Source organism: Hyphococcus luteus, from assembly GCF_002943565.1.
In the GTDB taxonomy this organism is placed as follows: domain Bacteria; phylum Pseudomonadota; class Alphaproteobacteria; order Caulobacterales; family Parvularculaceae; genus Hyphococcus; species Hyphococcus luteus.
Window position 1 is genome coordinate 787434 of the sequence record NZ_PJCH01000005.1, and the last position, 24613, is coordinate 812046.

27 protein-coding genes are annotated in these 24613 nt (G+C 62.0%); 19 read left to right on the forward strand and 8 right to left on the reverse strand.

From position 1 onward, the window contains the following. Positions 1-18 precede the first annotated feature (18 nt). On the forward strand, positions 19-612 hold the full coding sequence (locus tag CW354_RS08720) for a malonic semialdehyde reductase (RefSeq protein ID WP_104829616.1): 594 nt from the start codon (positions 19-21) through the stop codon (positions 610-612). Between the two features lie 19 nt (positions 613-631). On the opposite strand, the gene CW354_RS08725 is transcribed toward CW354_RS08720, so the two are convergent. After that, complete coding sequence (locus CW354_RS08725; RefSeq protein ID WP_104829617.1) at positions 632-1237, reverse strand: N-acetylmuramoyl-L-alanine amidase; 606 nt, start codon at positions 1235-1237, stop codon at positions 632-634. A gap of 65 nt (positions 1238-1302) precedes the next feature. On the opposite strand from CW354_RS08725, the gene tsaB reads away from it, so the two are divergent. The 4 genes from tsaB (at position 1303) to CW354_RS08745 (ending at position 4218) form a co-directional block, all read left to right on the forward strand. Continuing rightward, complete coding sequence (gene tsaB / locus CW354_RS08730) at positions 1303-1974, forward strand: tRNA (adenosine(37)-N6)-threonylcarbamoyltransferase complex dimerization subunit type 1 TsaB (RefSeq protein WP_104829618.1); 672 nt, start codon at positions 1303-1305, stop codon at positions 1972-1974. Next, on the forward strand, positions 1971-2417 hold the full coding sequence (rimI, locus tag CW354_RS08735) for a ribosomal protein S18-alanine N-acetyltransferase (RefSeq protein WP_104829619.1): 447 nt from the start codon (positions 1971-1973) through the stop codon (positions 2415-2417). Before tsaB ends, rimI begins: the two co-directional genes overlap by 4 nt. A 102-nt stretch (positions 2418-2519) precedes the next feature. Continuing rightward, complete coding sequence (locus CW354_RS08740; protein ID WP_104829620.1) at positions 2520-2936, forward strand: Fur family transcriptional regulator; 417 nt, start codon at positions 2520-2522, stop codon at positions 2934-2936. A 169-nt stretch (positions 2937-3105) separates the two neighbouring features. Then, the gene (locus CW354_RS08745; protein ID WP_104829621.1) at positions 3106-4218 is read left to right on the forward strand and encodes a ferritin-like domain-containing protein; all 1113 of its coding nucleotides are present in this window, start codon (positions 3106-3108) and stop codon (positions 4216-4218) included. Positions 4219-4296: 78 nt separating this feature from the next. On the opposite strand, the gene CW354_RS08750 is transcribed toward CW354_RS08745, so the two are convergent. Continuing rightward, complete coding sequence (locus CW354_RS08750; protein ID WP_104829622.1) at positions 4297-4947, reverse strand: hypothetical protein; 651 nt, start codon at positions 4945-4947, stop codon at positions 4297-4299. 77 nt (positions 4948-5024) lie between these two features. On the opposite strand from CW354_RS08750, the gene pip reads away from it, so the two are divergent. Next, positions 5025-5984 (forward strand): prolyl aminopeptidase, encoded by a 960-nt coding sequence (gene pip, locus CW354_RS08755; protein WP_104829623.1) that lies wholly within the window; start codon positions 5025-5027, stop codon positions 5982-5984. On the opposite strand, the gene CW354_RS08760 is transcribed toward pip, so the two are convergent. Beyond that, positions 5981-6961, reverse strand: coding sequence for an AraC family transcriptional regulator (locus tag CW354_RS08760; RefSeq protein WP_104829624.1), 981 nt, complete (start codon positions 6959-6961; stop codon positions 5981-5983). The two genes, pip and CW354_RS08760, sit on opposite strands and share 4 nt — an antisense overlap. Positions 6962-7147: 186 nt before the next feature. Between CW354_RS08760 and CW354_RS08765 the strand changes: the two genes are divergently transcribed. Then, entirely contained in the window at positions 7148-7918 is a 771-nt protein-coding gene (locus CW354_RS08765) for a methyltransferase family protein (RefSeq protein WP_104829625.1), read from the forward strand. After that, positions 7915-8790 carry an alpha/beta fold hydrolase gene (locus CW354_RS08770; RefSeq protein WP_104829626.1) on the forward strand — a complete coding sequence of 292 codons (876 nt, stop codon included), beginning with the start codon at positions 7915-7917 and terminating at the stop codon, positions 8788-8790. Before CW354_RS08765 ends, CW354_RS08770 begins: the two co-directional genes overlap by 4 nt. Positions 8791-8809: 19 nt before the next feature. On the opposite strand, the gene CW354_RS08775 is transcribed toward CW354_RS08770, so the two are convergent. Further along, complete coding sequence (locus CW354_RS08775) at positions 8810-9568, reverse strand: DUF1223 domain-containing protein (RefSeq protein WP_165793606.1); 759 nt, start codon at positions 9566-9568, stop codon at positions 8810-8812. 189 nt (positions 9569-9757) lie between these two features. Here CW354_RS08775 and miaB point away from each other — a divergent pair, with 189 nt between their 5' ends. The 11 genes from miaB (at position 9758) to ttcA (ending at position 21231) form a co-directional block, all read left to right on the forward strand. Beyond that, on the forward strand, positions 9758-11137 hold the full coding sequence (gene miaB, locus CW354_RS08780; protein ID WP_104829628.1) for a tRNA (N6-isopentenyl adenosine(37)-C2)-methylthiotransferase MiaB: 1380 nt from the start codon (positions 9758-9760) through the stop codon (positions 11135-11137). Further along, positions 11134-12117, forward strand: coding sequence for a PhoH family protein (locus CW354_RS08785; protein WP_243396333.1), 984 nt, complete (start codon positions 11134-11136; stop codon positions 12115-12117). Before miaB ends, CW354_RS08785 begins: the two co-directional genes overlap by 4 nt. Continuing rightward, positions 12114-12560: an rRNA maturation RNase YbeY gene (gene ybeY, locus CW354_RS08790; protein ID WP_104829629.1), complete on the forward strand. Its 447-nt coding sequence runs from the start codon at positions 12114-12116 to the stop codon at positions 12558-12560. The genes CW354_RS08785 and ybeY overlap by 4 nt, the downstream gene beginning before the upstream one ends. A gap of 13 nt (positions 12561-12573) precedes the next feature. Further along, a complete protein-coding gene (locus CW354_RS08795) occupies positions 12574-13473 on the forward strand; it encodes a hemolysin family protein (protein WP_165793607.1) in 900 nt (299 codons plus the stop codon). Between the two features lie 4 nt (positions 13474-13477). Further along, the gene (gene lnt, locus CW354_RS08800) at positions 13478-15082 is read left to right on the forward strand and encodes an apolipoprotein N-acyltransferase (RefSeq protein ID WP_165793608.1); all 1605 of its coding nucleotides are present in this window, start codon (positions 13478-13480) and stop codon (positions 15080-15082) included. 213 nt (positions 15083-15295) lie between these two features. Further along, positions 15296-15661, forward strand: coding sequence for a helix-turn-helix domain-containing protein (locus tag CW354_RS08805; protein ID WP_207764754.1), 366 nt, complete (start codon positions 15296-15298; stop codon positions 15659-15661). Between the two features lie 97 nt (positions 15662-15758). Next, a complete protein-coding gene (metK, locus tag CW354_RS08810) occupies positions 15759-16979 on the forward strand; it encodes a methionine adenosyltransferase (protein ID WP_104829632.1) in 1221 nt (406 codons plus the stop codon). 103 nt (positions 16980-17082) lie between these two features. Then, positions 17083-17763 carry a tRNA (guanosine(46)-N7)-methyltransferase TrmB gene (trmB, locus tag CW354_RS08815; RefSeq protein WP_104829633.1) on the forward strand — a complete coding sequence of 227 codons (681 nt, stop codon included), beginning with the start codon at positions 17083-17085 and terminating at the stop codon, positions 17761-17763. 58 nt (positions 17764-17821) lie between these two features. Beyond that, positions 17822-19132, forward strand: a complete 1311-nt coding sequence (locus CW354_RS08820; protein WP_104829634.1) for a glucuronyl esterase domain-containing protein — start codon at positions 17822-17824, stop codon at positions 19130-19132. An 82-nt stretch (positions 19133-19214) separates the two neighbouring features. Beyond that, a complete protein-coding gene (locus tag CW354_RS08825) occupies positions 19215-20372 on the forward strand; it encodes a mechanosensitive ion channel family protein (RefSeq protein WP_104829635.1) in 1158 nt (385 codons plus the stop codon). After that, complete coding sequence (ttcA, locus tag CW354_RS08830) at positions 20350-21231, forward strand: tRNA 2-thiocytidine(32) synthetase TtcA (protein ID WP_104829636.1); 882 nt, start codon at positions 20350-20352, stop codon at positions 21229-21231. The genes CW354_RS08825 and ttcA overlap by 23 nt, the downstream gene beginning before the upstream one ends. Positions 21232-21259: 28 nt before the next feature. Here ttcA and CW354_RS08835 read toward each other — a convergent pair whose 3' ends face one another. The 4 genes from CW354_RS08835 to CW354_RS08850 all read right to left on the reverse strand — a co-directional run bounded on the left by CW354_RS08835 (position 21260) and on the right by CW354_RS08850 (position 24593). Beyond that, the gene (locus CW354_RS08835; protein WP_104829637.1) at positions 21260-22243 is read right to left on the reverse strand and encodes a glycosyltransferase family 2 protein; all 984 of its coding nucleotides are present in this window, start codon (positions 22241-22243) and stop codon (positions 21260-21262) included. Then, positions 22240-23247, reverse strand: coding sequence for a glycosyltransferase family 2 protein (locus CW354_RS08840; protein WP_104829638.1), 1008 nt, complete (start codon positions 23245-23247; stop codon positions 22240-22242). The genes CW354_RS08835 and CW354_RS08840 overlap by 4 nt, the downstream gene beginning before the upstream one ends. 62 nt (positions 23248-23309) lie before the next feature. Beyond that, positions 23310-24035 (reverse strand): hypothetical protein, encoded by a 726-nt coding sequence (locus tag CW354_RS08845; protein ID WP_104829639.1) that lies wholly within the window; start codon positions 24033-24035, stop codon positions 23310-23312. A gap of 63 nt (positions 24036-24098) precedes the next feature. Beyond that, positions 24099-24593: a DUF2937 family protein gene (locus CW354_RS08850; RefSeq protein WP_104829640.1), complete on the reverse strand. Its 495-nt coding sequence runs from the start codon at positions 24591-24593 to the stop codon at positions 24099-24101. Positions 24594-24613 lie beyond the last annotated feature (20 nt).

The following is a 24613-nucleotide window of genomic DNA, read 5'->3' on the forward strand; positions in this document are numbered from 1 at the left end:
AGGCCCCAGGAGACCGAAATGTCCGACAAAATGATCAATGACGAAGCCCTCGACCTCATCTTCCGCGAGGCGCGCACCCGCAATGGCTGGGAGGAGCGCAAGGTCACCACGACCCTGCTGCAGGCCGTCTACGATCTCACCAAGATGGGCCCGACCTCGGCGAACTGCTCGCCGGCGCGCTTCGTTTTCGTGACCTCGGACGAGGCGAAGGCGCGGCTGAAGCCGCATCTGATGGAGGGCAATCAGGCCAAGACCATGGCCGCGCCCTGCTGCGTCATCATCGGGCACGACATGAAGTTCTATGAAAAGCTGCCCGAGCTTTTTCCGCATACGGACGCGAAAAGCTGGTTCGAAGGCAATGACGCGCTGATCGAAGAGACCGCCTTCCGCAACGGCACGCTGCAGGGCGCCTATTTCATGATCGCCGCGCGTTCCCTCGGCCTTGATTGCGGGCCGATGTCCGGTTTCGACAAGAACGGCGTCGACAAGGCGTTCTTTGCGGGAACCACGATCAAGTCGAATTTCCTCTGCAATATCGGCTATGGCACGGACGAGAATCTTTTCCCGCGCGCGCCGCGGCTTGAATTCAACGACGCGTGCCAGGTTGTCTAAGACCTGACACGCCGCAAGGCTAACGCCCGCGCACTCTTTCCATAAATTCCGTCCACGGAAAATTTACGCCGGGGTCGGTGCGCCGCCCGGGATCGAGCCGGGCGTGGCTCGTGACATGAGCGAGGTTCGGGTATTTCGCCCAGGCGTAACGCACGATCGCGGCGGCGGCCTCGATCTGCCAGTCCGAAAACGGGTCTTCGCCGTCCTGCCGGTTGACGACTTCGATCCCCAGCGACGCGCGGTTCAGATTGTTCGCGCCGTCGCAGATATCCGGATGCGCGCAGGACCGGCGCACATGCCAGGCGGCGAGCCTTTCGGGGCAGGTCGCCCAGACATGGCGTCCGTGCGCCGGTTCATCCTTGCCCGGCACCACCCAGTGAAAGCTGGCGCGTCCGGCCGCCATGACCGAGACAGCGCCGTCAGTGGTCGAGCCCGCCGTCGCATGAATGACGATAAGACGGACCGTCTCTTCCGGCGGTCCCCCGCGCAAAGAAGCGACGGTGCCCGCAACCGCCCAGGCGCGCTTATGGATGGTTTCCGCAAGGGGCGCCGGCTCAGGTCTGAAAGGAAGGTCGAACTGGTAATTTTTCGGATCGGCCGCGATGCGGGTCTCGGGCTTGGTCATGAGGACCTCCGTGGGAAGGTTTTTTCGGTTTTGCGCCGGCGCCGGCGTCGAGTAGGTAAGCGGCCATGCTGGTGATGGGTCTCGATACGGCGTTGAAGCGCTGCTCGGTCGCTATTCTAAGGGGCGATCAGGTGCTCGCGGATGAATCCGTCGGGCTCGAACGCGGCCATGCGGAATATCTGGCCCCCATGGCGGCGGCGGCGCTCGCCAAGGCCGGCGTCGCCGTGCGCGATCTCGACCGGGTCGGGGTCGTCATCGGCCCCGGCGGTTTCACCGGCGTGCGCGTGGCGCTCTCCTTCGCCCGCGGGCTCGGCGTCGGGACCGGCGTCGCCGTCGTCGGGGTGACCAGCCTTGCGGCCCTGGCTGCTCCTGTAGGCGCGCCGCTGGTCGCGCCGGTGATCGACGCAAGGCGGGGACAGGTTTACGCCGGGCTTTACGGGGAAGACGGCGAGGTTCTCATGCCGCCATTCGTTACGGATCCGGAAGAAGCGTTGAAAAGATTGAAGGAAAAGGCCGTCGGCGCGCCGCTGGCGCTGGCCGGCTCCGGCGCCGCGCTGATCGAGCCTATGCCCCCGGGCTGGGCCGTTTCCGGGGCGGAAGACATCGACGCCAAGGCGGTCGCGCGTCTCGCCGCCGCCGCGCCGGCGCCGGAAGGCCCGCCGGCGCCGCTTTACCTGCGCGCGCCCGACGCCAAGCCCGGCCGGCCGGGCCTCTTCAAAGGGGCATCCGGCGCATGACCGGCTGGCGCATCTGGACGGCCATCAAAGAAGACGCCGATGCGCTGGCCGAGCTTGAAGCGCTCGCCTTTGGCGGGAGGAGCTGGGGCGCGGACAATGTGAAGGAGAGCTTTGTCGCGTCCCGCGTGACAGTTCTTTTCGGTGGCGAAAGCAAATCGAAACCGCAAGGCTTCGCCGTCTGGCGCGATCTCGGGGACGAGGCGGAGCTTTTGACCATCGGCGTCGCCGCCGCGGCGCGGCGCAAGGGCCTCGGCGCGGCGCTCCTCGCCGCCGTCCTCGATGCGGCGCACGGCGTCGGCGCCAATCGCTTTTTCCTTGAGGTCGGCGCGGACAACGCCGCCGCTCGCGCTCTTTACGCGCGCGCCGGTTTTTCTCAGGTTGGCGTCAGGAAAGCCTACTATGCCGACGGCGCCGATGCGGACGTTCTGGCGCGGGACTTGTAGGCCCATCAGTCTTCGCTTTCGAGTTGCATGGCGGGGCCGGCGCGTTGATAAAGGGCTTTGGCGCATAGAGCGCATAGGACCGCTTTCACCGGGGAAGACGACATGGACCGGCTCGAAAAACTTTGCACCGAAAAAGGCATGCGCATGACCGAGCAGCGCCGGGTGATCGCCCGCGTTCTGTCCTCGGCGCACGACCATCCCGATGTGGAGGAGATCCACCGGCGCGCCACCGAGATCGACGCCAATATCTCGATCGCCACGGTTTACCGCACCATGCGTCTTTTCGAAGAGGCAGGCGTCGTCGAGCGCCATGACTTCCAGGACGGGCGGGCCCGCTATGAAGAGGCGACGGAAAGCCACCACGACCATCTCATCGATCTGCGCTCCGGCGAGGTGATCGAATTCGTCAATGACGAGATCGAGGCGCTGCAAAGAAAGATCGCCGAACAGCACGGCTATAAGCTCGTCGACCACCGGCTGGAGCTTTACGGCGTGCCCTTGGAAAAGAAGAAAGACTGAGCTCCGGCGGCGTTAGCCGAATCTGCTAAATTGCAGCGAAAAAGCTTGACGCCAGTGGGTAAACTGGTCAGTGTACCAGCCAAGACGTCAAGTCAGGCAAACCGGCTGTCCGCGGCTGCGCCTATAAGAGCAAGAATGTCAGCCGCCGCGAGCCCTTTGGAGGAAACGCATGGCTTCTTTGCGCGAGCTTTACCCGATCCCCGATATCGATCCTTGCTGGACCGTGCCCCAGAATTTCGAAGCGTCCTTCGACTGGGAATATGACGACGGCCGCAAGCAGATGATGCACCTTTATCAAAAGGGCAAGGACATGCAGTGGGATGCGCTCGAGCGCATCGACTGGTCTTTGGACCTCGATGAAGAAAACCCCATGCAGATCAAAGACGAGATGGGCGGCATCGCGCATCTGCCGTTGTGGGAGAAGATGAGCCGCAAGGAAAAGGCCGAGCTTCGCCGCCATCAGCAGGCTTGGACCACGTCGCAATTCATGCAGGGCGAGCAGGCGGCGCTGATCTGCGCCGCGAAGATCGTGCAGCAGGTGCCCGATCTCGACGCCAAGTTCTACGCCTCGACCCAGGTGATGGACGAAGCGCGCCATGTGGAAGCGTATAAAAAACTCCTGCAGGCTTTCGGCGTCGCCTATCCCATGACAGGCCCGTTGCAGACGCTGGTGGATCAGGCCTTGCGGGATTCGCGCTGGGACATGACGTATCTCGCCATGCAGGTGGTGATCGAGGGGCTGGCGCTCGCCGCCTTCAACAATATCCGCGAGACCGCCGGCAATCCGCTGGCGCAGCAGGTCAACGCCTATGTGATGCAGGATGAATCGCGTCACGTCGCCTTCGGCCGGCTGACGCTGAAGGAATATTATCCGCAGCTGACGCAAAAAGAACGCGATGAGCGCGAGGAATTCCTCGTCGAGGCCTGCTATCACATGCGCGACCGGTTCGAGGCGCGCGAGCTTTACGAAGCGCTCGACCTGCCCGTCGACGAAATCGTCGAAGCGCAAATGGCGTCGGGCTATCAGCAGATGTTCCGCACCATGCTGTTCTCGCGCATCGTGCCGATCGTGCGCGACATCGGCCTGTGGTCAGACAAGATTCAGAAAGCCTATACGGAGATGGGCGTCATCGGCTTTGCCGATGTGGATTACGGCGAGCTCATGCAGCACGACAATGAGCGCGCCGAAGAATTCGACGAAATGAACAAGCGCAAGCGCCAGGGCTATGTCGAAGAAGTCGCCGCGCTTGGCGAATCCGGCGGCGTCGCCGCGGCGGAATAAAACGCAGGCTGCCTGAGTACGAAAAAAGCGATAGACTCTGTTCAATCGCTTTTTTTCGTATTCCCCATTTCGGAAAAATCAAACGCCCGAGAAGTTCCTGCGGTGAAGCGGTTCCGGCGCGGCGTAATTCTCCGTGCTGTCCTGTTCGATCTTGTCGGCGAGGGCGTCGGCGGAGCGGCCCAGTTCGCGGATTGCGGACGCATAGGAGTCGCGGATGGCGTTGAGCCGGGTTTCATCCACCGGCTCTCCGTCTTTTTCGAGTTGTTTGGCGGCGTTCACGTAAATCTGCCGGTTTTCCCTCAGCGCCTGGATCGCGGTTTCGAGCATGACGACGTCGTTCATGGTGAGCCGCGGCGCGGCGAGCGCCCCGTCCGCCGCCGCGAGCAGCCGGTCGGCGGCGGCGAGATTGGCGTTGGCGTCGCCCGCCAGCATGAAAAAGCGCGCGCCTTCAGGCTGCAGGGCCTCGAGATAAACGTCCACAGCCTTGCTGCGGGTCATCCGATCGTCGGACGCGGCGCCCGTTATGCGGGAAATGAAAGAGACTTCTTCAACGCGCGGCCATGGCGCGGTCTCCACCGCTTTGACGGCGTCGGCGAGCACCTCGCGCTCGGCGACGACTTCACGCCGCGCATCAGATTGTGAAGTGAGCGGATTGACGGCGCAGCCGCCTGATAAAAGCAAGACAAATGCGGCGAAACCGCCGACTAGCCCTGAACCCCGTTTCAACAAACCCCGACTCCGCAGAAAGACTTGTTACACATGTCTCTCCCCACTAAACGCTAACTCATTAAATAGGACTTGTCAGCATGGAATCAAATGGGCTTCGCAAATTATATCCTCCTTTGGAGCCTTTTGACGCCGGCATGCTGCGCGTCAGCGATGCACATGAGATTTATTACGAGGTTTCCGGCGCGCCGGACGGCAAGCCTGTCGTCGTCTGCCATGGCGGCCCCGGCGGCGGCACGACGCCCTCCATGCGCCGCTATTTCGACCCCAAGCGCTATCGCATCGTCCTGTTCGACCAGCGCGGCTGCGGCAAGTCGCGCCCCCATGCGGATCTCACTGACAACACGACCTGGGATCTCGTCGCCGATATGGAACGTTTGCGCGCGCATCTCGGGATCGAGCGCTGGCAGGTGTTCGGCGGCTCCTGGGGCTCGACCCTGGCGCTGGCTTACGCCGAATCGCATCCGGCGCAGGTGAGCGAGCTTGTGCTGCGCGGGATATTCACGCTCCGCCGCGAAGAGCTCCTCTGGTTCTATCAGGAAGGGGCGAGCTGGCTCTTCCCCGATCTGTGGGAGGGGTATCTGAAACCGATCCCCGAGGATGAGCGCGGCGATCTGATCTCAGCCTATTACAAGCGCCTCACCGGCGATGACGAGGCAGAAAAACTGCGCGCCGCGAAAGCATGGAGCCTATGGGAGGGCGGCACGGTTTCGCTGATGCCGTCCGAAGAGCGCATGCAGAGTTTTTCCTCCGACGCATTCGCGCTCGCCTTTGCGCGCATTGAGTGTCACTATTTCGTCAATGGCGGGTTCTTCGAGCGCGACGACCAAATCCTCGCCAATATCGACCGGGTGCGGAATATTCCGGCGGTGATCGTACAGGGGCGCTACGACGTCTGCACGCCAATGAAGACCGCCTGGGATTTGCATAACGCCTGGCCGGAGGCGGAGTTCAATCTGATCCTCGACGCCGGTCACGCCGCTTCGGAACCCGGCGTCATCGACGCGCTGATCAGGGCGACGGATAAGTTTGCGGTCTAGGACTTTGCGGTTTTTAGCTCGATCCGAGCGCCGGTTTTTCTGAACGCTGACGGCGGTTTGCCGAATTCGCGCTTGAACGCGCGAATGAACGCCGCTTCGGATTCATATCCGGCGTTAACGGCGACCTTCGAGACTGGATTATCGTCGCCGGCAAGCTCATTCGCCGCCTGCTGCAGCCGGCGCGATTGCAGATATCGGATTGGCGACACGCCGAGATGGTGTTTGAAGCGGCCCGCCAGCGCCGAGCGTGAAATGGCGACCTCTTTCGAGAGCGTTTCCAGTGACCAGTCGCGCGACAATTGACTGTGGATCAGGCAAAGCGCCTTTGCGAGCGCCGGGTCTTTCAGCGCGACAAGCAATCCGCGGTCTTCATCGCTAAGCGCGCAAAGATATTCCCGAACCGCCTCTACGAAAAGCAGCTCCGCCAGCCGGCCAAGTTCGGCCGCCGTTTGGCTCCCGTCCCTGATCATTTGCCGGACCGCGAATCGTATGGACCCTTCTATCCAGTCTCCGGCGATCGCGTCTTCCAAATTGAGAACCAGCATCGGCGGCAGTTCCTGGAGGAGCGGGTTGTCGCCATCGAAGGTGCCGAGATAGCCGCAGTAGATTCTGCAAATCCGCCCGCCGCCGCCATGCCGGATGCGCATCAGACCGTCGTCTCCCGCCGGCGCGACGAGCTTTTCTGAATCGATCGCGTCAATGCTTTCCGTGCTGCCGGCGCTGTGAACGTCGTTGCGCGGAAAAATCACGAGATGCCGGGCTTCAATCAGCTTCGGCTCATTCTCGCCGACGCGCACCCATGCGCTTCCCTCCGCGACGTAGTGATATGCGATGACGCCTGAAGGCGTCGGCATCATCGGACTGAGCGCGGCGGGATCGACTTGCGAATTGACGCGCCATGGAGCCGTGAATTCAGCATCTAAAAAAACGGCGCCCGACAGGCGCATCGTTTTCAATATTTCCGAAACGGCTTCCATCGCGCCGGATTTCTCCCGTGAAAAAGCAGAGCCGCAAAGCTTTTTGGCATTTCGGCAATTCTCCGCATCGAACCGCCGGCATATGCCCCCTCGAAACGATTTAACACAAACACCGCCTTTCGACGACAGGCGCGTTCAGCCGCCGCTGCAACAAGAGGCAAAGCTACCGGCGGAAAGGAACCGGCCATGAAACCAGCGCTTTATCTCATTTACGCCCTTGTGGGGTATATCATCGGGCTCGCCAATATCGCTTATATTGTCGGTTTTCTGGCCGACATCGGGGTGCCGAAGGGGATCGGCGACGGGCCTCAAACTCCGATGTCTCAGGCGACGGTCATAGACGCGGGGTTGGTGTTGTTGTTCGGACTGCATCACTCCGTCACCGCCAGAACGGCGTTCAAGAAGCAGTGGACGAAAATCATCCCGGCGCCCATCGAGCGGGCGACTTATCTTTACATGACCGCTTTTATGTCAGTCATCCTGGTCGTGTTCTGGCGGCCTATTCCAGTCACGGTCTGGCATGTCGACTATCCCTGGGCCGGCGCCATTTACAGTCTTTATTTGCTGGTTTGGGCGCTGATGTTCTCAGCGACTTTTCATTTCGGTCATTTCTCGTTTTTCGGCGTTGCGCAGGCCTGGGCCGAATTCAGAAAATCTCCGCCCCGGCAGGGAGGGATGACGGCTCGTTTTCTTTACGCGCTCGTACGCCATCCGATCAGTCTTGGCTGGATGATCACGCCTCTGATTGTTCCGCATTTGACCGTCGGCCACCTTGTGTTTGCCGGCGCGACCTTTGTCTACATCATGGCCGCAACGCCATTTGAAGAGGCGGATCTCATCGAAGAGCTCGGCGACGAATATCGTGAATATAAAAAGCGCACGCCCGCTTTCGTTCCGCGTCTTGGAGCAAACAAGACGGATGACGGCGTCGTCGCGGCGGAAGGGAGGAAGATGTGAACGAAACGATTTACGGCGCCATGCTCCGGCGGCGAACTCTGCTCACGACGTTGATGGCCGCGCCTTTCGCCGCCTGCGGCGCGCGCAAGAAGAATGAGGCGATGAATATGAGAACAAGCAAAGCGAAGGCCGGGGACGGCGTGACTATACGTTATGCAGTGATCGGCGAGGGAAAGCCGCTCGTGTTGTTGCATGGCTTTTCCGATCAGATCGATTCCTGGACGGAATTCGGTTATGTCGATGCGCTGGCGTCGGCGGGGCGCCGGCTCGTTCTCATCGACCAGCGCGGCCATGGCGGAACGAGCGCGCCGCATGATATTGACGCTTATGCGCCAGCGCGGCGGGCGGGCGACATCGCCGCCGTGCTGGACGAAATAGGCGCTGAGCGCGCTGACATATTCGGCTATTCCATGGGCGGCTGGACGGCGCTCAATGTTGCGCGCTTTCACGCCGGCCGCGTCGACCGTCTGATTGTCGGCGGCTGCCATCCGTTCGGTCAGAATATGGCGTTTTACCGGGAGGCCGTGGCCGGCGATATTGGAAAATGGATCGGCATTGTCGAACAGCTCGGCGGCCCCATGCCCGCCCGATGGAAAGAGCGGGTGCGAAACACGGACATTATCGCGTTGCGTGCGGCCGTCGCCGAAGACCGGCCGGATATTTCGAACGCGTTCTCCGGTTTCGAGCGGCCGGCGCTGTTTTTTTCAGGCGGCGACGATCCGTTGCACGATGCGGTTGCGCGCTGTGCGGAATTCTTTCCCGATGCGCGTTTTGCTGAAATCGAAGGCTGCAACCACATGACGGCCTTTCTGCGCGCCGACCTTGTCGCGCTGCGGCTGAACGCCTTTCTCGCAGAACGGGCTCCGACTTAAGACCTTCGGCCGGCCTGGCTCACCCCGGACAATAGGCCGCCGCGACGACGCCTTTTTGTCCCGGTTCCTGAACGATAAGGGCGCAGCCTTCGCCTTCCGCCGGCGCGGGTGCCGTCAAATCTCCGCCGCGCCGGCGCACAAGGCCCAAAGGCTCCATGCCGGTCACCACATTCACTTCGTCGAAGGTCTTGCCGGCGTTTTTGCCGCTGGTGATGTCGGTGACGACGTGTTTTTTGAAGGTGACGAGATAGGCGTTGCCGCCGGCTTCGCTTTTTCCGATGTCGAACCGGACGGCGCCGTCTTTGTTGATATGCGCGAAAACTTTTGCGCCATCATCCGGCGCGGCCTCGATCAGTTCCCTGATTTTTTCCTCGCTGGCGCCGACAGTCTGCGCCGCGCCGTTGACGATCGCCTGCGGCGTGTAAATCGAACTCCTGTGGCGGATGTTCATGTTGTAGCGCTTCTGGCGCTTGGTGTAGGCGGCCTCGGAAAAGGGGTCGACCCAGCGGCCGTTCTCCGAGGTGGTCATGTTCCAGTAGTCCACATGCCAGGACAGCGCGACCACGTCGTCGCGCGCGGCGATTTTCGGAAAGAGGGCCGCCGCGGGCGGGCACATATTGCAGGCCTGGGAGAGGAAGAGCTCGACGAGGACAGGGCTTTCCGCGTCTTCACGGGGTTGGGCCTGCGCCGGGAAGGCGCAAAGAACGGCCGCAAAGAAAAATCCTGCGGCGGCGCTTTTGCCGTGCAAGCGGATCGAAATCCGGCGATTTTCGCCCATGTCACCCTCAAGAAAGCAGATACGCGCTCTCTCCCTCGCCGCAACATGCCGCGCACGCGGTGCGCGATCAAACCAAAGTTTCTCACAAAAATGCGAGTTTTCGCGCGCCCTTGCAGGCATGTTGCAGGATGATTGCATCGCGCGGCCCGCCCGCCTAAATAGCGGGTCTTTCGCAAATGCCAGAGAAACATGACCGATCCGCGGCCAAAACAAGGTAAATCCGTCTTCATCCGCACCTATGGGTGCCAGATGAACGTCTATGATTCCGAGCGCATGGCCGGGCTGTTAAAACCGCTGGGCTATGGGCTTGCGGACAAGCCCGAGGGCGCGGATCTCGTTATCCTCAACACCTGCCATATCCGGGAAAAGGCGGCCGAGAAGGTCTATTCGGAGCTGGGGCGGCTGAAACGGCTGAAAGCTGACAAAGCAAAGACCGGCGGCGAGATGAAAATCGCGGTGGCCGGCTGCGTCGCCCAGGCCGAAGGCCCGGAGATCGCCGCGCGCGCCCCGCAGGTGGATATGGTCGTCGGCCCCCAGGCCTATCACCGCCTGCCGGAGCTGATCGCGAAAGCGGCGCGCGAGCGCGGCGATGTTCTCGACACGGATTTTGCGGTGGAGGAGAAATTCGACCGGCTCGCGGCCCGCGAAGCGGCGGGGCCGTCCGCGTTTCTCACCGTTCAGGAGGGCTGCGATAAATTCTGCACCTTCTGCGTCGTTCCCTATACGCGGGGGGCCGAAGTCTCGCGCAATGTGGACGCCATCGTCGCCGAAGCCCGGTCGCTCGCGGCGCAAGGGGTGCGCGAGATCACGCTGATCGGCCAGAACGTCAACGCCTGGGCCTCGGCGCCGCCGGCGGGCGTTTCGGGCGATCAATGGGGGCTCGGCGAGCTTTGCCGGCATCTCGCCAAAATCGACGGGATCGAGCGCATCCGCTTTACCACCTCCCACCCGCGCGACATGGATGACGGGCTGATCGCCGCCCTCGCGGAAGAGGAAAAACTGATGCCCTATCTGCACCTGCCCGTGCAGGCGGGCTCGGACAAGATTTTAAAGGCCATGAATCGCGGCCATAACGGCGAGCACTACGTTCGCTTGATCGAGCGCATCCGCGCTGCACGCCCCGACATCGCCCTTTCCGGCGACTTCATCGTTGGTTTCCCAGGCGAAACGAACGAGGATTTTGAAGCGACTTTGGCCCTTGTGGAGGAAGTCGGCTACGCCTCGGCCTATTCCTTCAAATATTCCCGCCGGCCGGGAACGCCCGGCGCGGCGATGGGCAAGCAGGTCGCCGAAGACGAGAAGGACGCGCGCCTCGCGCGGCTCCAGAGCCTTCTGGAAAGCCAGCGCCAGGCTTTCAACGCCGCCCAGATCGGGGCCGAATTGCCGGTCCTTTTTGAAAAGCCGGGCCGTAATGAGGGCCAGCTTGTGGGGCGGTCCCCATATTTGCAAAGCGTTCACGTCCGGGCGCCACACTCTCTTCTTGGAAAGATTGTTAAGGTGAAGATCGAGGATGTGACGCCGAATGCGCTTGCGGGCGCATTGAGCAGCAAGGAAGAGGCCGCCGCTTGAGCGAACACGACAAGGCAACTGGGCCTTCCGGCGATATCGAGCATATCGACTTTGACGACAACCTTCTGGTTGCGGCGCTTTCCGGCGAACATGACGCCCATCTCGTGCTTTTGGAAAACGCGCTTGGCGTCAGGATCGATCCCAAGGGCAACCGCTTTGCGGTGAGCGGCCCGCCGGCGGCGCGCGAGCGCGCAATCGCCGCGCTTTCCGCGCTCTATGCCAAGCTTGCCCGCGGCGAGACGGTGGCCGAAGGCGAAGTGCGGGCGGCGGCGAAACTCTCCGAAGCGCCGGCGGAAGTGCACGCCATGAAGCCCGGCATCAAGACGCCGAAACGCCTGATCAGCGCGCGCACGGCCAACCAGGCGGCGTATTTGCGCGCGCTTGGCGAAAACGATCTCACCTTCGGCGTCGGGCCCGCCGGCACCGGCAAGACCTATCTCGCCGTCGCTCATGCGGTGAGCCTGTTGCTTTCCGGCAAGGTGGAGCGGGTGATCCTGTCGCGTCCGGCGCTCGAGGCGGGCGAGCGCCTCGGTTTTCTGCCGGGAGAGATGAAGGAGAAGCTCGATCCTTACATGCGTCCTCTCTATGACGCGCTCCACGATATGATGCATGCGGATTATGTGGAGCGGCGCATGGCTGCGGGCGATATCGAGATCGCGCCGCTTGCGTTCATGCGGGGGCGGACGCTCGCCCGCGCCGCGGTCATTCTCGACGAGGCGCAGAACGCGACGCCCGCGCAGATGAAGATGTTTCTCACCCGTCTCGGCGAAGGCGCCCACATGGCGATCACCGGCGATCCGAGCCAGACCGATTTGCCGTCGGGCGAAATGTCCGGCCTCGCCGACGCGCTCGGCGTTCTCGCAGGGCTAAGGGGCGTCGCGGAAATCCGCTTCGAGGCGGCCGACGTCATCCGCCATCCGCTCGTGGCGCGGATCATCGACGCCTATGACAAGCGCGCCCGGCGCTCTTCCCGGCCATGATCGAGAGTCTTGTGGAAGACGAGGGCTGGTTTGAAGCCCTGCCCGGCCTTGAGGGGCTCGTGGGGGACTGCCTTTCCGCCGCGGCCAGCGCCGAGCCGGCGCTCGACCGGGAAATCGCGCTCCTTTTCTGCGACGATGCGGCCATCATGGAGCTTAACAGCCGGTTTCGCGGCAAGGACCGGCCCACCAACGTGCTCTCCTTTCCGTCGGGGCAGGAGAAGGGGTTTCTGGGTGACATTGCGATCGCGAGGGAGACCTGCCTCGCCGAGGCGGCAGACAAAAACATCCCGTTGCGCGACCATGCCGCTCATCTCATTATTCATGGCATGCTGCATCTGATCGGCTATGATCATGAGACGGAGGGCGAAGCCGCCGTCATGGAGCGGCGCGAGGCGGAAATCCTCCGCGCCATGGGGATCGCCCATCCTTATGGCGGCGAGTGAACGGACGAAGACAATGAACGGCGAAGAGAGCGACGACGAGAACGGATTTGGCGACAGTATTCTGGCGCGGCTGCGCTCCATGATGGGCAAGACCGGCCGCGCGGAAGACCTCGCCGCCGCCATTGAAAATGGCGATGACGAAACGGCGGGCGCCCTTTCCCGGTCGCGCCGGGAGATGATCGAACGGGTCATCGCCTTCGATGAGAAGAAAGTCTTCGACGTCATGGCGCCGCGCGCCGATATTTCCGCCGTCGAGATCGACACGCCTTTGCAGGAGCTCATTCGCCTGTTTTCCGAGGCGGGGCATTCGCGCATGCCGGTCTATCGCGGCGATCTCGACGATCCGGTGGGCATGGTTCACATCAAGGATGTGATCGGGCTCATCGCCGATGCGGCGAAACCGCTTCCCGCGGCGGGGCCGATCCTTAAAACCCTGCGCCGCGACGTGCTTTACGTGCCGCCTTCCATGCGGGTCACGGACCTCCTCCTTCGGATGCAGGCTTCGCGCATTCATATGGCGCTCGTCATCGACGAATATGGCGGCACTGACGGGCTCGTCACCATCGAAGACCTCGTCGAGGAGATTGTCGGCGAGATCAATGACGAACATGACGACGATGACGAGGTGGTGATCGCGCCGCTTGCGGGCGGCGGCTGGGAAGTGGACGCGCGCGTCGAGCTTGCGGATTTCGAGGAGGAAACCGGCCTCAATCTCGACAATGAAGACGATGATGTCGATACGGTGGGCGGCTTTGCAGTTTCGCTGGCGGGCCGCGTGCCGCAGCGGGGGGAAGTGCTCCAGGCGCCCAACGGTTTTGATTTCGAGGTGACAGAGGGCGATGCGCGCAAGGTCAGGAAACTGCGCATCCGGCCCTCCGCTCTCGCCGCGCCTGCTGGCAAAGCCGCGGAGTAGCGGCTTGGATTCTTTCTTTTCCCGATTGTCAGGGCTCCTCGCCGGTTCTGCGGAAAAACTCCGCGCGCTGAAAGGCTGGCGGCGCAGGCTGGCGGCGTTTCTCGCCGGGCTCGCCGGGGCGCTCGCCATGGCGCCGGTCTATGCGCTGCCGCTTCTGGCGGTTTCCTTGAGCGTTTTCGTCATCCTCATCGACGGGGCGAAAGCCCATGCGCGCCCGCGCGCCAGCGCCTTTGCGGCGGGCTGGTTCTGGGGCTTCGGCTATTTCCTCGCCGGGGTTTACTGGATGGCGTTTTCCTTCTTCGTCCAGGCCGACCAGTTCGCCTGGATGGCGCCCTTCGCCATGACCGGCATGCCGGCCTTCCTTGCGCTCTTCACCGGGGTCGCCGCTCTCGTCTCGGTTCCTTTCGAGAAAACGGGCTGGGCGCGCATCGCATTGTTCGCCGCAATTTTCGCCATGGTCGAATATTTGCGCGGGCATATCCTGACCGGTCTTCCCTGGAACCTCGCAGGCCAGGCGTTGGCCGGAAGCGCGGCGGGGTCGCAAACGGCGGCCTGGTATGGCGCATACGGATTAAGTCTTGTGGCGATTTTTCTGGCAATGGCGCCGGCGGCCGGGCTCGGGCCCCGCGACAAGCCCCATGCGCTGTCGGGCCTTGTCGTCATGCTCGCCGGAACGGCGGTTTTATATGCTGTCGGCGCCGCGCGGCTCGCCCTGCCGGACCCTGAAGGCGACGCGCGCAATATCGTCCGCATCGTTCAGCCGAATATCCCCCAGCGTGAGAAAATCGACTGGGACTACTGGGCGAAAAATTTCGAGCGCCAGATGGAGCATTCGAGAGGCGCCGTTCCGCCCGATGCGCAGCTCTATGTCATCTGGCCGGAAAACGGCGCGCCGCTGCTCGAAGAAGCGGCGACGGCGCTTCAAGCGATTGGCGACGATTTTCCGGAAAACTCGGTCTTGATCGCCGGCGCGGTGCGGCGCGCGCGTGGGGCCGAAGGCGCGGAGCGCTGGTACAACTCCATCGCCGTCGTGGAGGAAACGCCGCGGGGCCGCGCCGTGACGGCCCATTACGACAAGCATCATCTGGTGCCTGTCGGCGAATATCTTCCCTTCTTCGAGTTTTTCAAAAGCATCGGTCTGGCGGCGCTGACCCCTTATCAGGACCGCGGGTTTTATGCGGGGGCGGGGCCGAAAACCATCGAAGCGGGCGGGACGCGCTTTTCGCCCATGATCTGTTACGAGGCGATTTTCCCCCATGCCTCTTATCCGGCCGGCGAGCGTCCCGGCTGGCTCGTCGTCGTCACCAATGACGCTTGGTATGGCGACACCTCCGGGCCCCGCCAGCATCTCGACATGGCGCGGCTGCGCTCGATCGAAACCGGCCTGCCCATGGCGCGCTCGGCGAATACGGGGATTTCCGCGCTGATCGACGGCAAGGGCCGCATGCTCGCCCGGCTGGCGCTCTATCAGGCCGGCAAGATCGAGGCGCCCCTGCCGCCGGCCCTGCCGCCCCCGCTTTATGACCGTTTCGGCGACTGGGTCTTCTTCGTGATGCTGCTCGGCTTTCTGGCGCCGGCGCTCGCTGCGAAGCCGTCTGCGCGCAAATAGGCATGAGGCGCAACCTTTGCGGGACGTTTCTCCTCCGTTATAAAGCTTTGGTGGGATGTGTTGGGCCAGAAGGCCCGTAAATCAAGGCATATGGGGGACGCCATGGCCAAACCGCAGAAAGCGGAGACCGGCGTGAACGCGCAGGAGGGCGGCAAGCGCAGCGGTCCGCACCCGATCGACGTTCATGTGGGCTCGCGGGTCAAGCTCCGCCGCATGATCCTCGGCATGAGCCAGGAAAGTCTCGGAAAATCGCTCGGGCTCACCTTTCAGCAGATCCAGAAATACGAAAAAGGCGTCAATCGCATCGGGGCCAGCCGGATGTTCGAATTGTCGCAGCTTCTCGAGGTGCCGGTGCAGTTTTTTTACGACGAATACGGCGCCGGCGCGGACAGAGCGCCCGGTTTCGCCGAAACAGGGGGCGGGGAGGTCATGAATCTCCTCAATTCCCCCGAGGGCGTGCAACTTTGTCGCTATTTTTCCGGAATCCGCGATCCTGAGGTGAAAAAACGGGTTCTGGAGCTGGTTCGATCCATCGCGGAAACCGAGGAATCCGGGGTTTCCGCGCCCTCATCGGGATAAACACCGAAATCTTTTCCCTTACGGTTGGACATGGGGCCGATGTTTCGTTATAGCCCCGCATATAAAGTTTTCCTTATATGTGAGGTTTGCCATTTCCATGACACGCCAGTCTTTTCTTTTCACCAGCGAAAGCGTTTCCGAAGGCCATCCGGACAAGGTTTGCGACCGCATTTCCGACGAAATCGTCGACCTGATCTACCGTGAGGCGCAAAACGGCGAGATGAACCCGTGGGACGTGCGGGTCGCCGCTGAAACGCTGACAACCACCAACAAAGTCGTCATCGCCGGCGAGGTCCGCGCGCCGGAGCACCTGATGGACGGCAAGGGCGGGGTCACGCCCGAACCCTTCGAAAAGGCCGCCCGCGACGCCATCAAGGCGATCGGCTACGAACAGGACGGCTTCCACTGGAAGACCGCCGACGTCGAAGTGCTGCTTCACGGCCAGTCCGCGGACATCGCGCAAGGGGTCGACAAGGCCTCCGATGCGAACGCCGAGGGCGCGGGCGACCAGGGCATCATGTTCGGCTACGCCTGCCGTGAAACGCCGATGCTGATGCCGGCGCCGATCTATTACAGCCATAAGATCCTTGAGGACCTGGCCAGGGCCCGCCATGCGGGCGAGGGCGACGCCGGCCGGCTCGGCCCCGACGCCAAGAGCCAGGTCAGCGTGCGCTATAAGAATGGCGAGCCGGTGGAGATCACCTCCATCGTCCTGTCGACCCAGCATCTCGATCCGAGCTGGGATTCCGACAAGGTGCGCCAAGTCGTCGAGCCTTATATCCGCAAATCCGTGGCCGATCTTCCGATTGCGGACGATTGCGCCTGGCACGTCAATCCGACCGGCAAGTTCGTCATTGGCGGGCCGGACGGGGACGCAGGCCTGACCGGCCGCAAGATCATCGTCGACACCTATGGCGGCTGGGCCCCTCATGGCGGCGGCGCCTTCTCCGGCAAGGACACCACCAAGGTCGACCGGTCGGCGGCTTATGTGGCGCGTTATCTCGCGAAAAACGTCGTCGCCGCGGATCTCGCCGACCGCTGCACCATCCAGCTCGCATACGCCATCGGCGTTGCGCAGCCGCTGTCGATCTATGTCGACTTGCACGGCACGGGCAATGTCGCGGAAGAAGCGCTCGAAAAGGCGCTGGGCGACGTGATGGACCTGTCGCCGTCCGGCATTCGCCGCACGCTCGATCTCAACAAGCCGGTTTATGCGCGCACCGCCGCATACGGCCATTTCGGCCGCGAGCCGGACGCCGAGGGCGGCTTCTCCTGGGAGAAAACCGATCTCGTCGACGATCTGAAAAAAGCGCTCTAAAGAACGCTTTCCCGATCAGGAAGAATTTTCGCCGCGCCTTGCAATAGGCGCGGCGTTTTTCGTTGTTGAGCCGGTCGCGCCGGACCGCTAAGCACGGCGCGACATGGCCGAAGAGAAATATATTCCCCGCCTTTACGGGCGCCAGCAGGACAAGCCCCTAAAGCCGCGCCAGCGTCGGCTGATGGAAACGCTCTTGCCGCGCATCGCGGTTCCCATGGCGGGGCCTATCGATCTGAAGGCGCTTTTTCCGCAGGCGGAGGAAGTTCACTTAGAGGTCGGTTTCGGCGGCGGCGAACACCTCGCCTGGCAGGCCGCGCGTCATCCTGAGATCGGCTATATCGGCGCTGAGCCGTTCAACAACGGCGTCGGCAAGTTGCTTGGCCTTATTGACGAAGAAGGTCTTGAAAATGTGCGCGTCCATCATGGCGACGCGCGGCCTTTAATGGAGGCGCTGCCGGACGCCTCGCTTGCGCGTCTCTATGTCCTCCATCCCGACCCCTGGCCGAAAAAGCGCCATCACAAAAGGCGGATGATTTCGCCGTGGTTTTTCGAGGAGGCGGCGCGCCTTATCAGGCCCGGCGGGACCTTGCGCGTCGCGTCCGACATTCGCGACTATATCCGCTGGACCCTGATGCACGCGCAAAACGCGGCCGGTTTCGAATGGACGGCGCAAAGCGTGAGCGACTGGCAGACGCGGCCCGAAGACTGGCCGCAGACACGTTATGAAGCAAAGTCCCGGCGCGAGGGCCGCAGCCCCGCCTATCTCATCTTCCGCCGCAAATAAGGCTCCCTTTACGGCATTTTGACTTGCGCGCGCTTGCGGGCGCAGGACTAATGCGCAGATGTTTAAGCCTTTCCCGCGTCTCTTGCTGGCCGCCGCATTCTTTCTTGCGCTTCCCGCCTGCGCCAGGCTGACCCTCGCCTGGACGAATTTGAAGCCGGAGGGCGAGCCGGCGCGGCCTCAAGCGCTCGGCGCGTTCGACGGCGCGCCGCCGGTCAAAACCATTGGGGAGTGGCGCACCAGCCGCGCGCCCGTTTTCCGCGAAGCGCTGCAGCGCGAGGTTTACGGTTTCTTGCCAGACGCATCGCAGACGCGCGTCCTCTCTCATGAGGTGATCAATCCGTCGGCTTTCGGCGGCCGCGCAGTGCTTGAGGAATACAGGCTCGCGGTGGCGGCGACCTTTAACGGCGTTTCCGTGGAGACAACCGGCGCCGATGAAGAAACAAGTTTCGTCATGGATGTGGCGCTGCCGGTGAATGCAAAAAGGCCGGCGCCGGTCATCCTCATGGAAACGTTTTGCCAGCGCTGGAACACGCTGCCCGACCCGGCTGTCGCCGGCGCGCCGGAACAGATCGAGCGGGGCGGCGGGATAATGACTTACGTCTTCGGGCGCTATATCTGCACGCCGCCCGTCGATGCGATCCTCGATGCGGGATACGCTGTGGCGACGATTTATCCGGGCGAGATCGTTCCCGACAAAAGGGAAGAAGGCCTCAAACAGTTGCGTCGGCTCTCCGCCGGCTATGAAGACGACGAAACGCGCTGGGGCGCCGTCGCCGCCTGGGGCTGGGCGTTTTCGCGCATGGTTGATGTTCTCGCAGACGATCCGCGCATCGATCAAGATGCTGTCATCGCCTGGGGCCATTCGCGTTACGCCAAGGCCGCGCTTGTCGCCGCCGCTTTCGACGCCCGCATCGACGGCGTCATCGCCCATCAGTCCGGCACGGGCGGGGCGTCCTTGAACCGCGAGAAGAAGGGCGAAAGCGTCAAGGCCATCACCGACACTTACCCGCACTGGTTCTCCAGAGCTTATGCCGGTTTTGCAGGCCGCGAAGACGAGATAGTCATCGACCAGCATGCGCTGCTCGCGCTGATTGCGCCGCGGCCCGTGCTTCTCGGCAACGCCCGGCGCGATGTTTGGTCGGACCCCAACGGCGCCTTTCGCGCCGCGATGGGCGCTGATGCCGTTTACGAAATGCTGGGGAGCGATGGCCTTGAACAGGGACGGCTCGACATATGGAAGCCCGGCGCCGATCTCGCCTTCTGGATCCGTCCGGGCACCCATGGGGTGGTTGAAGAGGACTGGCCGGCCTTCCTTGAATTTCTCGACGCGCATTTCAAAGCGGATGCGCCCTCGCTTGCGGCCGATTGAACGCCGCCGGGAGGGTGACGAATGCGGACGGACGCCTTAGGGTCCGCCGCCAAACTGTCATCGAGCGGGTCAACAATCTCTCATGCCTGAAAGTCTTGCAGAATTCTGGAGCCATGTGGAAGCCGTCTGGGACATGGCGTTTTTCGGCTTCAGCGCCGGGCGCATTCTCGCCGCCTTTTTCATCCTGTTCATCGCTTATGTGCTGCGCCGGCTGATCGCCCGCGTCCTCGCCGTCTGGCTGCGCCGTCTCGCCGCCCGCACCAAAACCACATTTGACGATGCGCTGATCGGCGCGGTCGAAAAGCCGCTGGCGCTGGCGCCGATCGCGCTCGGCGTGTTTTTCGCCGCGCGGGTTCTGGGGCTGTCGGAGGATTTGCTTTTATTCGCGGATCGTATTGTCCGTTCCCTGATCGCCATTGTGATTTTCTGGAGTCTGGCGCGGCTGGTCGAGCCTATCTCCTCGCTCTTCGCGGCGCGCGGCGGCAATCTCACTGAAACCATTCTCAACTGGTTCCGTCAGGCGCTGCGCATCTTTTTCCTGTTCGCCGGCGCCGCCGCTATCCTGCAGGTCTGGGGCATTCCGATTCTGCCGATCCTCGCCAGTTTCTCGCTCCTTAGCGTCGCGATTGCGCTCGGCGCCCAGGACCTTTTCAAGAACCTGATCGCCGGCGCGACCATTCTCATGGAGCGGCGTTTTTCACTCGGCGAATGGGTGAAGGTCGACGGCGTCGTCGAGGGCACGGTGGACAAGATCAACTTCCGCTCCACCCAGATCCGGCGTTTCGACAAGGCGCCGGTGCAGGTGCCGAACGCCGTCTTTTCCGACAGCGCGGTGACGAACTTTTCGCGCATGACCCACCGGCGCATCTACTGGATGATCGGGCTCGAATACCGCACCAGCGTCGATCAGCTGCGCGAAATCCGCGATGGCGTCGAGGCTTATGTCACGGGGAATGAAGACTTCGCACCGGCGTCGGAAGTCTCGACCTTCGTGCGGATCGACAGCTTCGCCGATTCCTCGATCAACATGATGCTCTATTGTTTCACCAAGACGACGAACTGGGGCGAATGGCTCGAGATCAAGGAGGCGCTCGCCTGCAAGATCATCGAGATCGTCAAGGGCGCCGGCGCCGGGTTCGCCTTCCCCAGCCAGTCCGTCTATATCGAGCATCTGCCCAAGGGCGCCGAAATCTTCGACCCGGAAAGTTCGATGGCGAATGACGAGCGAAACGGAAACTGACGCGCCGGCTGAGGCGGCGCCGGAAGCCGCCGAGGGCTTGCCGCGCGTTTATGCGGGCGCGCCGGCCTCTGTTTCGTTCAAGAAACTCAGAAAACGCCTTTTGCGCCAGACCCAGGAGGCGATCCGCCGTTACGGCATGGATGGCGCGCGCAAGGACGGGGCGCCCCAGAAATGGCTGGTCTGCCTTTCCGGCGGCAAGGACAGCTATACGCTCCTCGCCGCGCTTCTGGATCTTAAATGGCAGGGCGCTTTGAAGGCGGACCTCATCGCCTGCAATCTCGATCAGGGCCAGCCGGGTTTTCCCAAACACATCCTGCCTGATTATCTTGCAGGGCTCGGCGTCGAACACCGGATCATCACCGAAGACACCTATTCCATCGTCACCGACAAGCTGCCGGAAAACAAAACCTATTGTTCGCTGTGTTCGCGGCTGCGCCGGGGCATTCTCTATCGCGTCGCGCGCGAGGAAGGTTGCGACGCCATCGTCCTCGGCCATCACCGCGACGATGCGCTCGAAACCTTCATGATGAATTTGTTCCATGGCGGACGCATGGCGGCGATGCCGCCGAAGCTCGTCAATGACGAGGGCGATCTTTTCGTCCTGCGCCCGCTCATTCTCTGCGCCGAAGATGACATCGCGAAATTCGCCGCGGCGCTGAAATTCCCGATCATCCCCTGCAATCTGTGCGGGTCTCAGGAAGGGCTTCAGCGCGAGGCGATGAAGGAGATGCTGGACGAATGGGAGCGCCGCCGGCCGGGGCGGCGCGAGGTGATGTTCCGGGCGCTGCAGAATGTGCGGCCCAGCCATCTCGCCGATGAAAAAATCTGGGATTTCGAAGCTTTAATGCGAGAAGACTAGCGTTCGAAGACGGTACCGCCGACGCTGTTTATTCAGCCTTGCTTCGTTCCGCGCCGACCTGCAGAAACCGCCGGATATTAGCGAGAACCGCGGAGGCGTCCTTGCCGGTGACGAGGCGTTTGCCCGCATAAACAAGCGAGCCGAGAAACCAGCCCATATCGGCGAAAAACGCGTAGACGGCCCCGTGATTGGCGCGGAAATAATGCCGGCGCGAGCGGAACCAGTAAGGCGGCGAGACCTCGTCCGCGCCTTTGCCGTCGATGACGCCGCTCGACTGGCCCACAAGATGCACCGCGCGTCCGTCATGCACATACCAGGTCTCCCATCCGGCGCGCCGAGCGCGCAGCATGAAGTCGGTCTCTTCGTAATAAAGGAAATAGCTTTCATCGAAGAGGCCGATCGCGTCGAAAACCTCGCGGCGGATCAGCGCCGCGGCGCCGCAGACCCACTCCGTCTCATAAGTCTCGTCGCGCTGGGGCGGCGCAATTACGCGATTGGGGAACAGATTGAAAAACAATCCGGCGTGGGTGGCGTTTACGAATTCGCCGAGCGCCGTGAAAAACCGGAACGCGGAAATCTGTTCCGTGCCGTCCGCGCCTTCCAGCTTCGCGCCGGCGATCCCTGCGCGGGGCGTGCGGTCCATGAACGCGGTGAGCGCGGCCAGCGCCCCCGGCTGCGGATAGGCGTCCGGGTTCAGCAAGAACACATAATCGTAGGGCGAGCCGTCGATTAGGATTTCGCGCAAGGCGACATTGTTGCCTTTTGCAAAGCCGCCATTCTCGTCATGGGCGATGAGGCGGACTTTGTCTTCAAGGCGTTCGCTGCGAATATATGCGGCGAGTTTTTCCGCGTCGCCGTTCGGCGAAGCGTTATCGACAATATAGATCATGGAGCCCGGAAAACCGGCCTGCTCTTCCAGCATGCGATGCAGGTGTTCGGTGATCAGATCGCCGGTCTTGTAATTGACGATGATTGTCGCAACCGCTGGGCTGGTCTCGGGGCTCATGCTCATGTCTTGTGCTCGATCAGCGCCGTTTTCGCGCCTGTGATGCGGTTCGCATGATATTTTAGCACGCCCCAGGCCTCGGCGAATTTTCCGAAAGTCAAAAGCGCGGCGTCGGCCCAGTCAAAGGGCGCGCCGCCCCTGGAAAAGGCGAGGCGGGCGATCTGCAACGGATAAAGGAGGAGCAACAGCAACGCCGCCGGGTGAACGAGCAGCGCCGCGAGCAAGGCGGCGGGCGCGACGGCGGACCATAAAACCGCGCGCCTCGTTTCCGCCGCCCAGATGCGTTTGGGCGAGGTTTTGTGCATGTGGGAGACTTCCGCAAAGGCGTGGCCGGCGCGCACGGCGCGTCTCCACCATTGCGATAGTTTCTTTATGGCGGCGTCATGCCGCGCCATTTCTTCGTCAAGGCGCATGATGCGCCAGTCTTTTTCGCGCAGGCGCAAACATAGCTCCGGCTCTTCGCCGGCGATCAGGGCGCGGTCGAAGCCGCCGACCGCAGAGAAGGCCGAGGCGCGCATCATCGCAATGCCGCCGCAGGCGAGCGTGTCGCCAATGGGCGTCGCCCATTCCCGGTCGCATTGCCGGTTAAAGATGCTGGCCTCGGGACATTTCTCCCGGCAGCGCCCGCAGGCGACGGCGTAATCGGAATGGGCGTCAAGAAAGGCGGCGGCTTTGTCGATCCAGCCCGGAGCGAGCTCGCAATCGCCGTCGATGAACTGGACATAGGCCGGCGCGGCGATGTCCTTAAGCCGGGAATAGCCTGCGTTGCGGGCCCGCGCGGCGGTGAAGGGAAGGCTCATGTCGAGGGCGACCACATCGGCGCCTGCTGCGCGCGCCGCCTCGACGCTGCCATCGGTGGAGCCGGAATCGACATAGACGACCGTGTGAGCGGACCCGACCGAGTTGAGACAGGCGACCAGCCGCTCCCCCTCGTTGCGGCCGATAATCACGACGCCGATATTGGAGCCTGAAGAGGCTGCGCCGTTGTTATGGTCCTGATCGTCGCTCATGCGTCCCGTTCATACATGGACGCAAATATCGTGCAAGAAGGGTTAATTGGCGGTGCCAGGGGTTATTGCTGTTGCCCATAATTCTCAGATGCGGGCTGTTCTGTTCCGTTCGGCAAGCTGTCAATGACCACGTTGATTTGGTTCTTCTCCAGAAAGGAAGGATTATTGATGATTAGGATGCCGCCGAAAATGTATAGAGTTGAATAGGCGAACAAGATTGCCGCAATCCATGCCCAAATTGCTGAGCGATTTGAGTGGGGATTAAAAAAGCCTCTGAACTCACGAATGTCTTGTTTTGCCTGTTCAGTTGCGGCCTTTCTAATGGCAGGCAGGTCGATCTGTTCGTCTGAATATAATTCGTCTTGTATAAGTCTGGATCGTACAGACATTGTCTTCATACGCAGCCGCAGCATTCTGAGAGTCAGGAAACTGAAAAGGCTTAGCAATGCAATGCATATCCCACCAAGAGTTACGATAAGGCCTTTGGTGGAGGAGGCAAAGGCGAGAAAAAGTGGCGCGTTCAACAGCACCGGTGCGATGGCTACCAGAACGGTGATCGTGTTATTAGCTCTTACATCGTAATGTCTGTAGAGTGTCTCGTATTCCGCAATTAGGCTCAGCTTTACTGAGGTGTCTCTGTCTGTTTGAAGCAACAACGAAGGGTCTGGGATGCTTTTGTCCTGATCACCTCGGTTTAAGGGGATTGTAACTATTGGCGCTACTTTTCCAGCTTCGATAAGAGCATCGATTTTCCGCAGCCGTTCTTTGCGATAGCTATGCCCCCACACGGTTTCCCCCTGCTTCGCTACATGTGATGCCCGAAACCTGAATTTAATTCTAGCGAGATTTACTTACGCGTAGCGCCTTGCGCCGAACATGCCGCCCAAAAGCCAGAACAGGAAGGATGCGCCACCCCACAGCAGGGCGAATCCGCCACCCGCATAAATGACGCCGTCGATGGTCGCCGGCACGGCTGGCTTGAACTGTTTGTAGGCGGAGTTTGTGATATCCGGCATCTGCTTGCGCGCGAGGATCAGCGGCCGGACCGTGTCGCTGACGGCTTCGAGCTCCGCCATATGCGCGGTCAAAAGCTCATAGCGCTCGACTTGGGCGACATAGCCGCCGCACAGCGCGTCGAGGAGGCCGTCGGCGCTCCTGCATTCGTCAAGAGCGCGGGCGCGGGTGTAGCCATATTGCGCGATATTGGCGTCGAACTCTCCGACGGCCTTTTCAAGGGATGTGATCTGGCCCTGCAGGTTCTGCATGTATTGCAGCGTGAAGCCCGGCCCCTGGCTGCCGATCACGGCGCCGGCGATGCCCAGCAAAAAAGCAAGAAAGCGTCCCATCAGCGCGGCCCCCTCCACAA

Bases quoted from the DNA above. Each gene is read 5' to 3' on its own strand.
- CW354_RS08835 (WP_104829637.1), bottom strand. From the start codon at position 22,243: ATGAGCATGAGCCCCGAGACCAGCCCAGCGGTTGCGACAATCATCGTC.
- trmB (WP_104829633.1), top strand. From the start codon at position 17,083: ATGGCCGAAGAGAAATATATTCCCCGCCTTTACGGGCGCCAGCAGGAC.
- metK (WP_104829632.1), top strand. From the start codon at position 15,759: ATGACACGCCAGTCTTTTCTTTTCACCAGCGAAAGCGTTTCCGAAGGC.
- CW354_RS08840 (WP_104829638.1), bottom strand. From the start codon at position 23,247: ATGAGCGACGATCAGGACCATAACAACGGCGCAGCCTCTTCAGGCTCC.
- rimI (WP_104829619.1), top strand. From the start codon at position 1,971: ATGACCGGCTGGCGCATCTGGACGGCCATCAAAGAAGACGCCGATGCG.
- CW354_RS08825 (WP_104829635.1), top strand. From the start codon at position 19,215: ATGCCTGAAAGTCTTGCAGAATTCTGGAGCCATGTGGAAGCCGTCTGG.
- CW354_RS08740 (WP_104829620.1), top strand. From the start codon at position 2,520: ATGGACCGGCTCGAAAAACTTTGCACCGAAAAAGGCATGCGCATGACC.
- CW354_RS08775 (WP_165793606.1), bottom strand. From the start codon at position 9,568: ATGGGCGAAAATCGCCGGATTTCGATCCGCTTGCACGGCAAAAGCGCC.
- CW354_RS08745 (WP_104829621.1), top strand. From the start codon at position 3,106: ATGGCTTCTTTGCGCGAGCTTTACCCGATCCCCGATATCGATCCTTGC.
- tsaB (WP_104829618.1), top strand. From the start codon at position 1,303: ATGCTGGTGATGGGTCTCGATACGGCGTTGAAGCGCTGCTCGGTCGCT.
- ttcA (WP_104829636.1), top strand. From the start codon at position 20,350: ATGACGAGCGAAACGGAAACTGACGCGCCGGCTGAGGCGGCGCCGGAA.
- CW354_RS08725 (WP_104829617.1), bottom strand. From the start codon at position 1,237: ATGACCAAGCCCGAGACCCGCATCGCGGCCGATCCGAAAAATTACCAG.
- CW354_RS08805 (WP_207764754.1), top strand. From the start codon at position 15,296: ATGATCCTCGGCATGAGCCAGGAAAGTCTCGGAAAATCGCTCGGGCTC.
- pip (WP_104829623.1), top strand. From the start codon at position 5,025: ATGGAATCAAATGGGCTTCGCAAATTATATCCTCCTTTGGAGCCTTTT.
- CW354_RS08760 (WP_104829624.1), bottom strand. From the start codon at position 6,961: ATGGAAGCCGTTTCGGAAATATTGAAAACGATGCGCCTGTCGGGCGCC.
- CW354_RS08850 (WP_104829640.1), bottom strand. From the start codon at position 24,593: ATGGGACGCTTTCTTGCTTTTTTGCTGGGCATCGCCGGCGCCGTGATC.
- CW354_RS08765 (WP_104829625.1), top strand. From the start codon at position 7,148: ATGAAACCAGCGCTTTATCTCATTTACGCCCTTGTGGGGTATATCATC.
- CW354_RS08820 (WP_104829634.1), top strand. From the start codon at position 17,822: ATGTTTAAGCCTTTCCCGCGTCTCTTGCTGGCCGCCGCATTCTTTCTT.
- miaB (WP_104829628.1), top strand. From the start codon at position 9,758: ATGACCGATCCGCGGCCAAAACAAGGTAAATCCGTCTTCATCCGCACC.
- ybeY (WP_104829629.1), top strand. From the start codon at position 12,114: ATGATCGAGAGTCTTGTGGAAGACGAGGGCTGGTTTGAAGCCCTGCCC.
- CW354_RS08795 (WP_165793607.1), top strand. From the start codon at position 12,574: ATGAACGGCGAAGAGAGCGACGACGAGAACGGATTTGGCGACAGTATT.
- CW354_RS08720 (WP_104829616.1), top strand. From the start codon at position 19: ATGTCCGACAAAATGATCAATGACGAAGCCCTCGACCTCATCTTCCGC.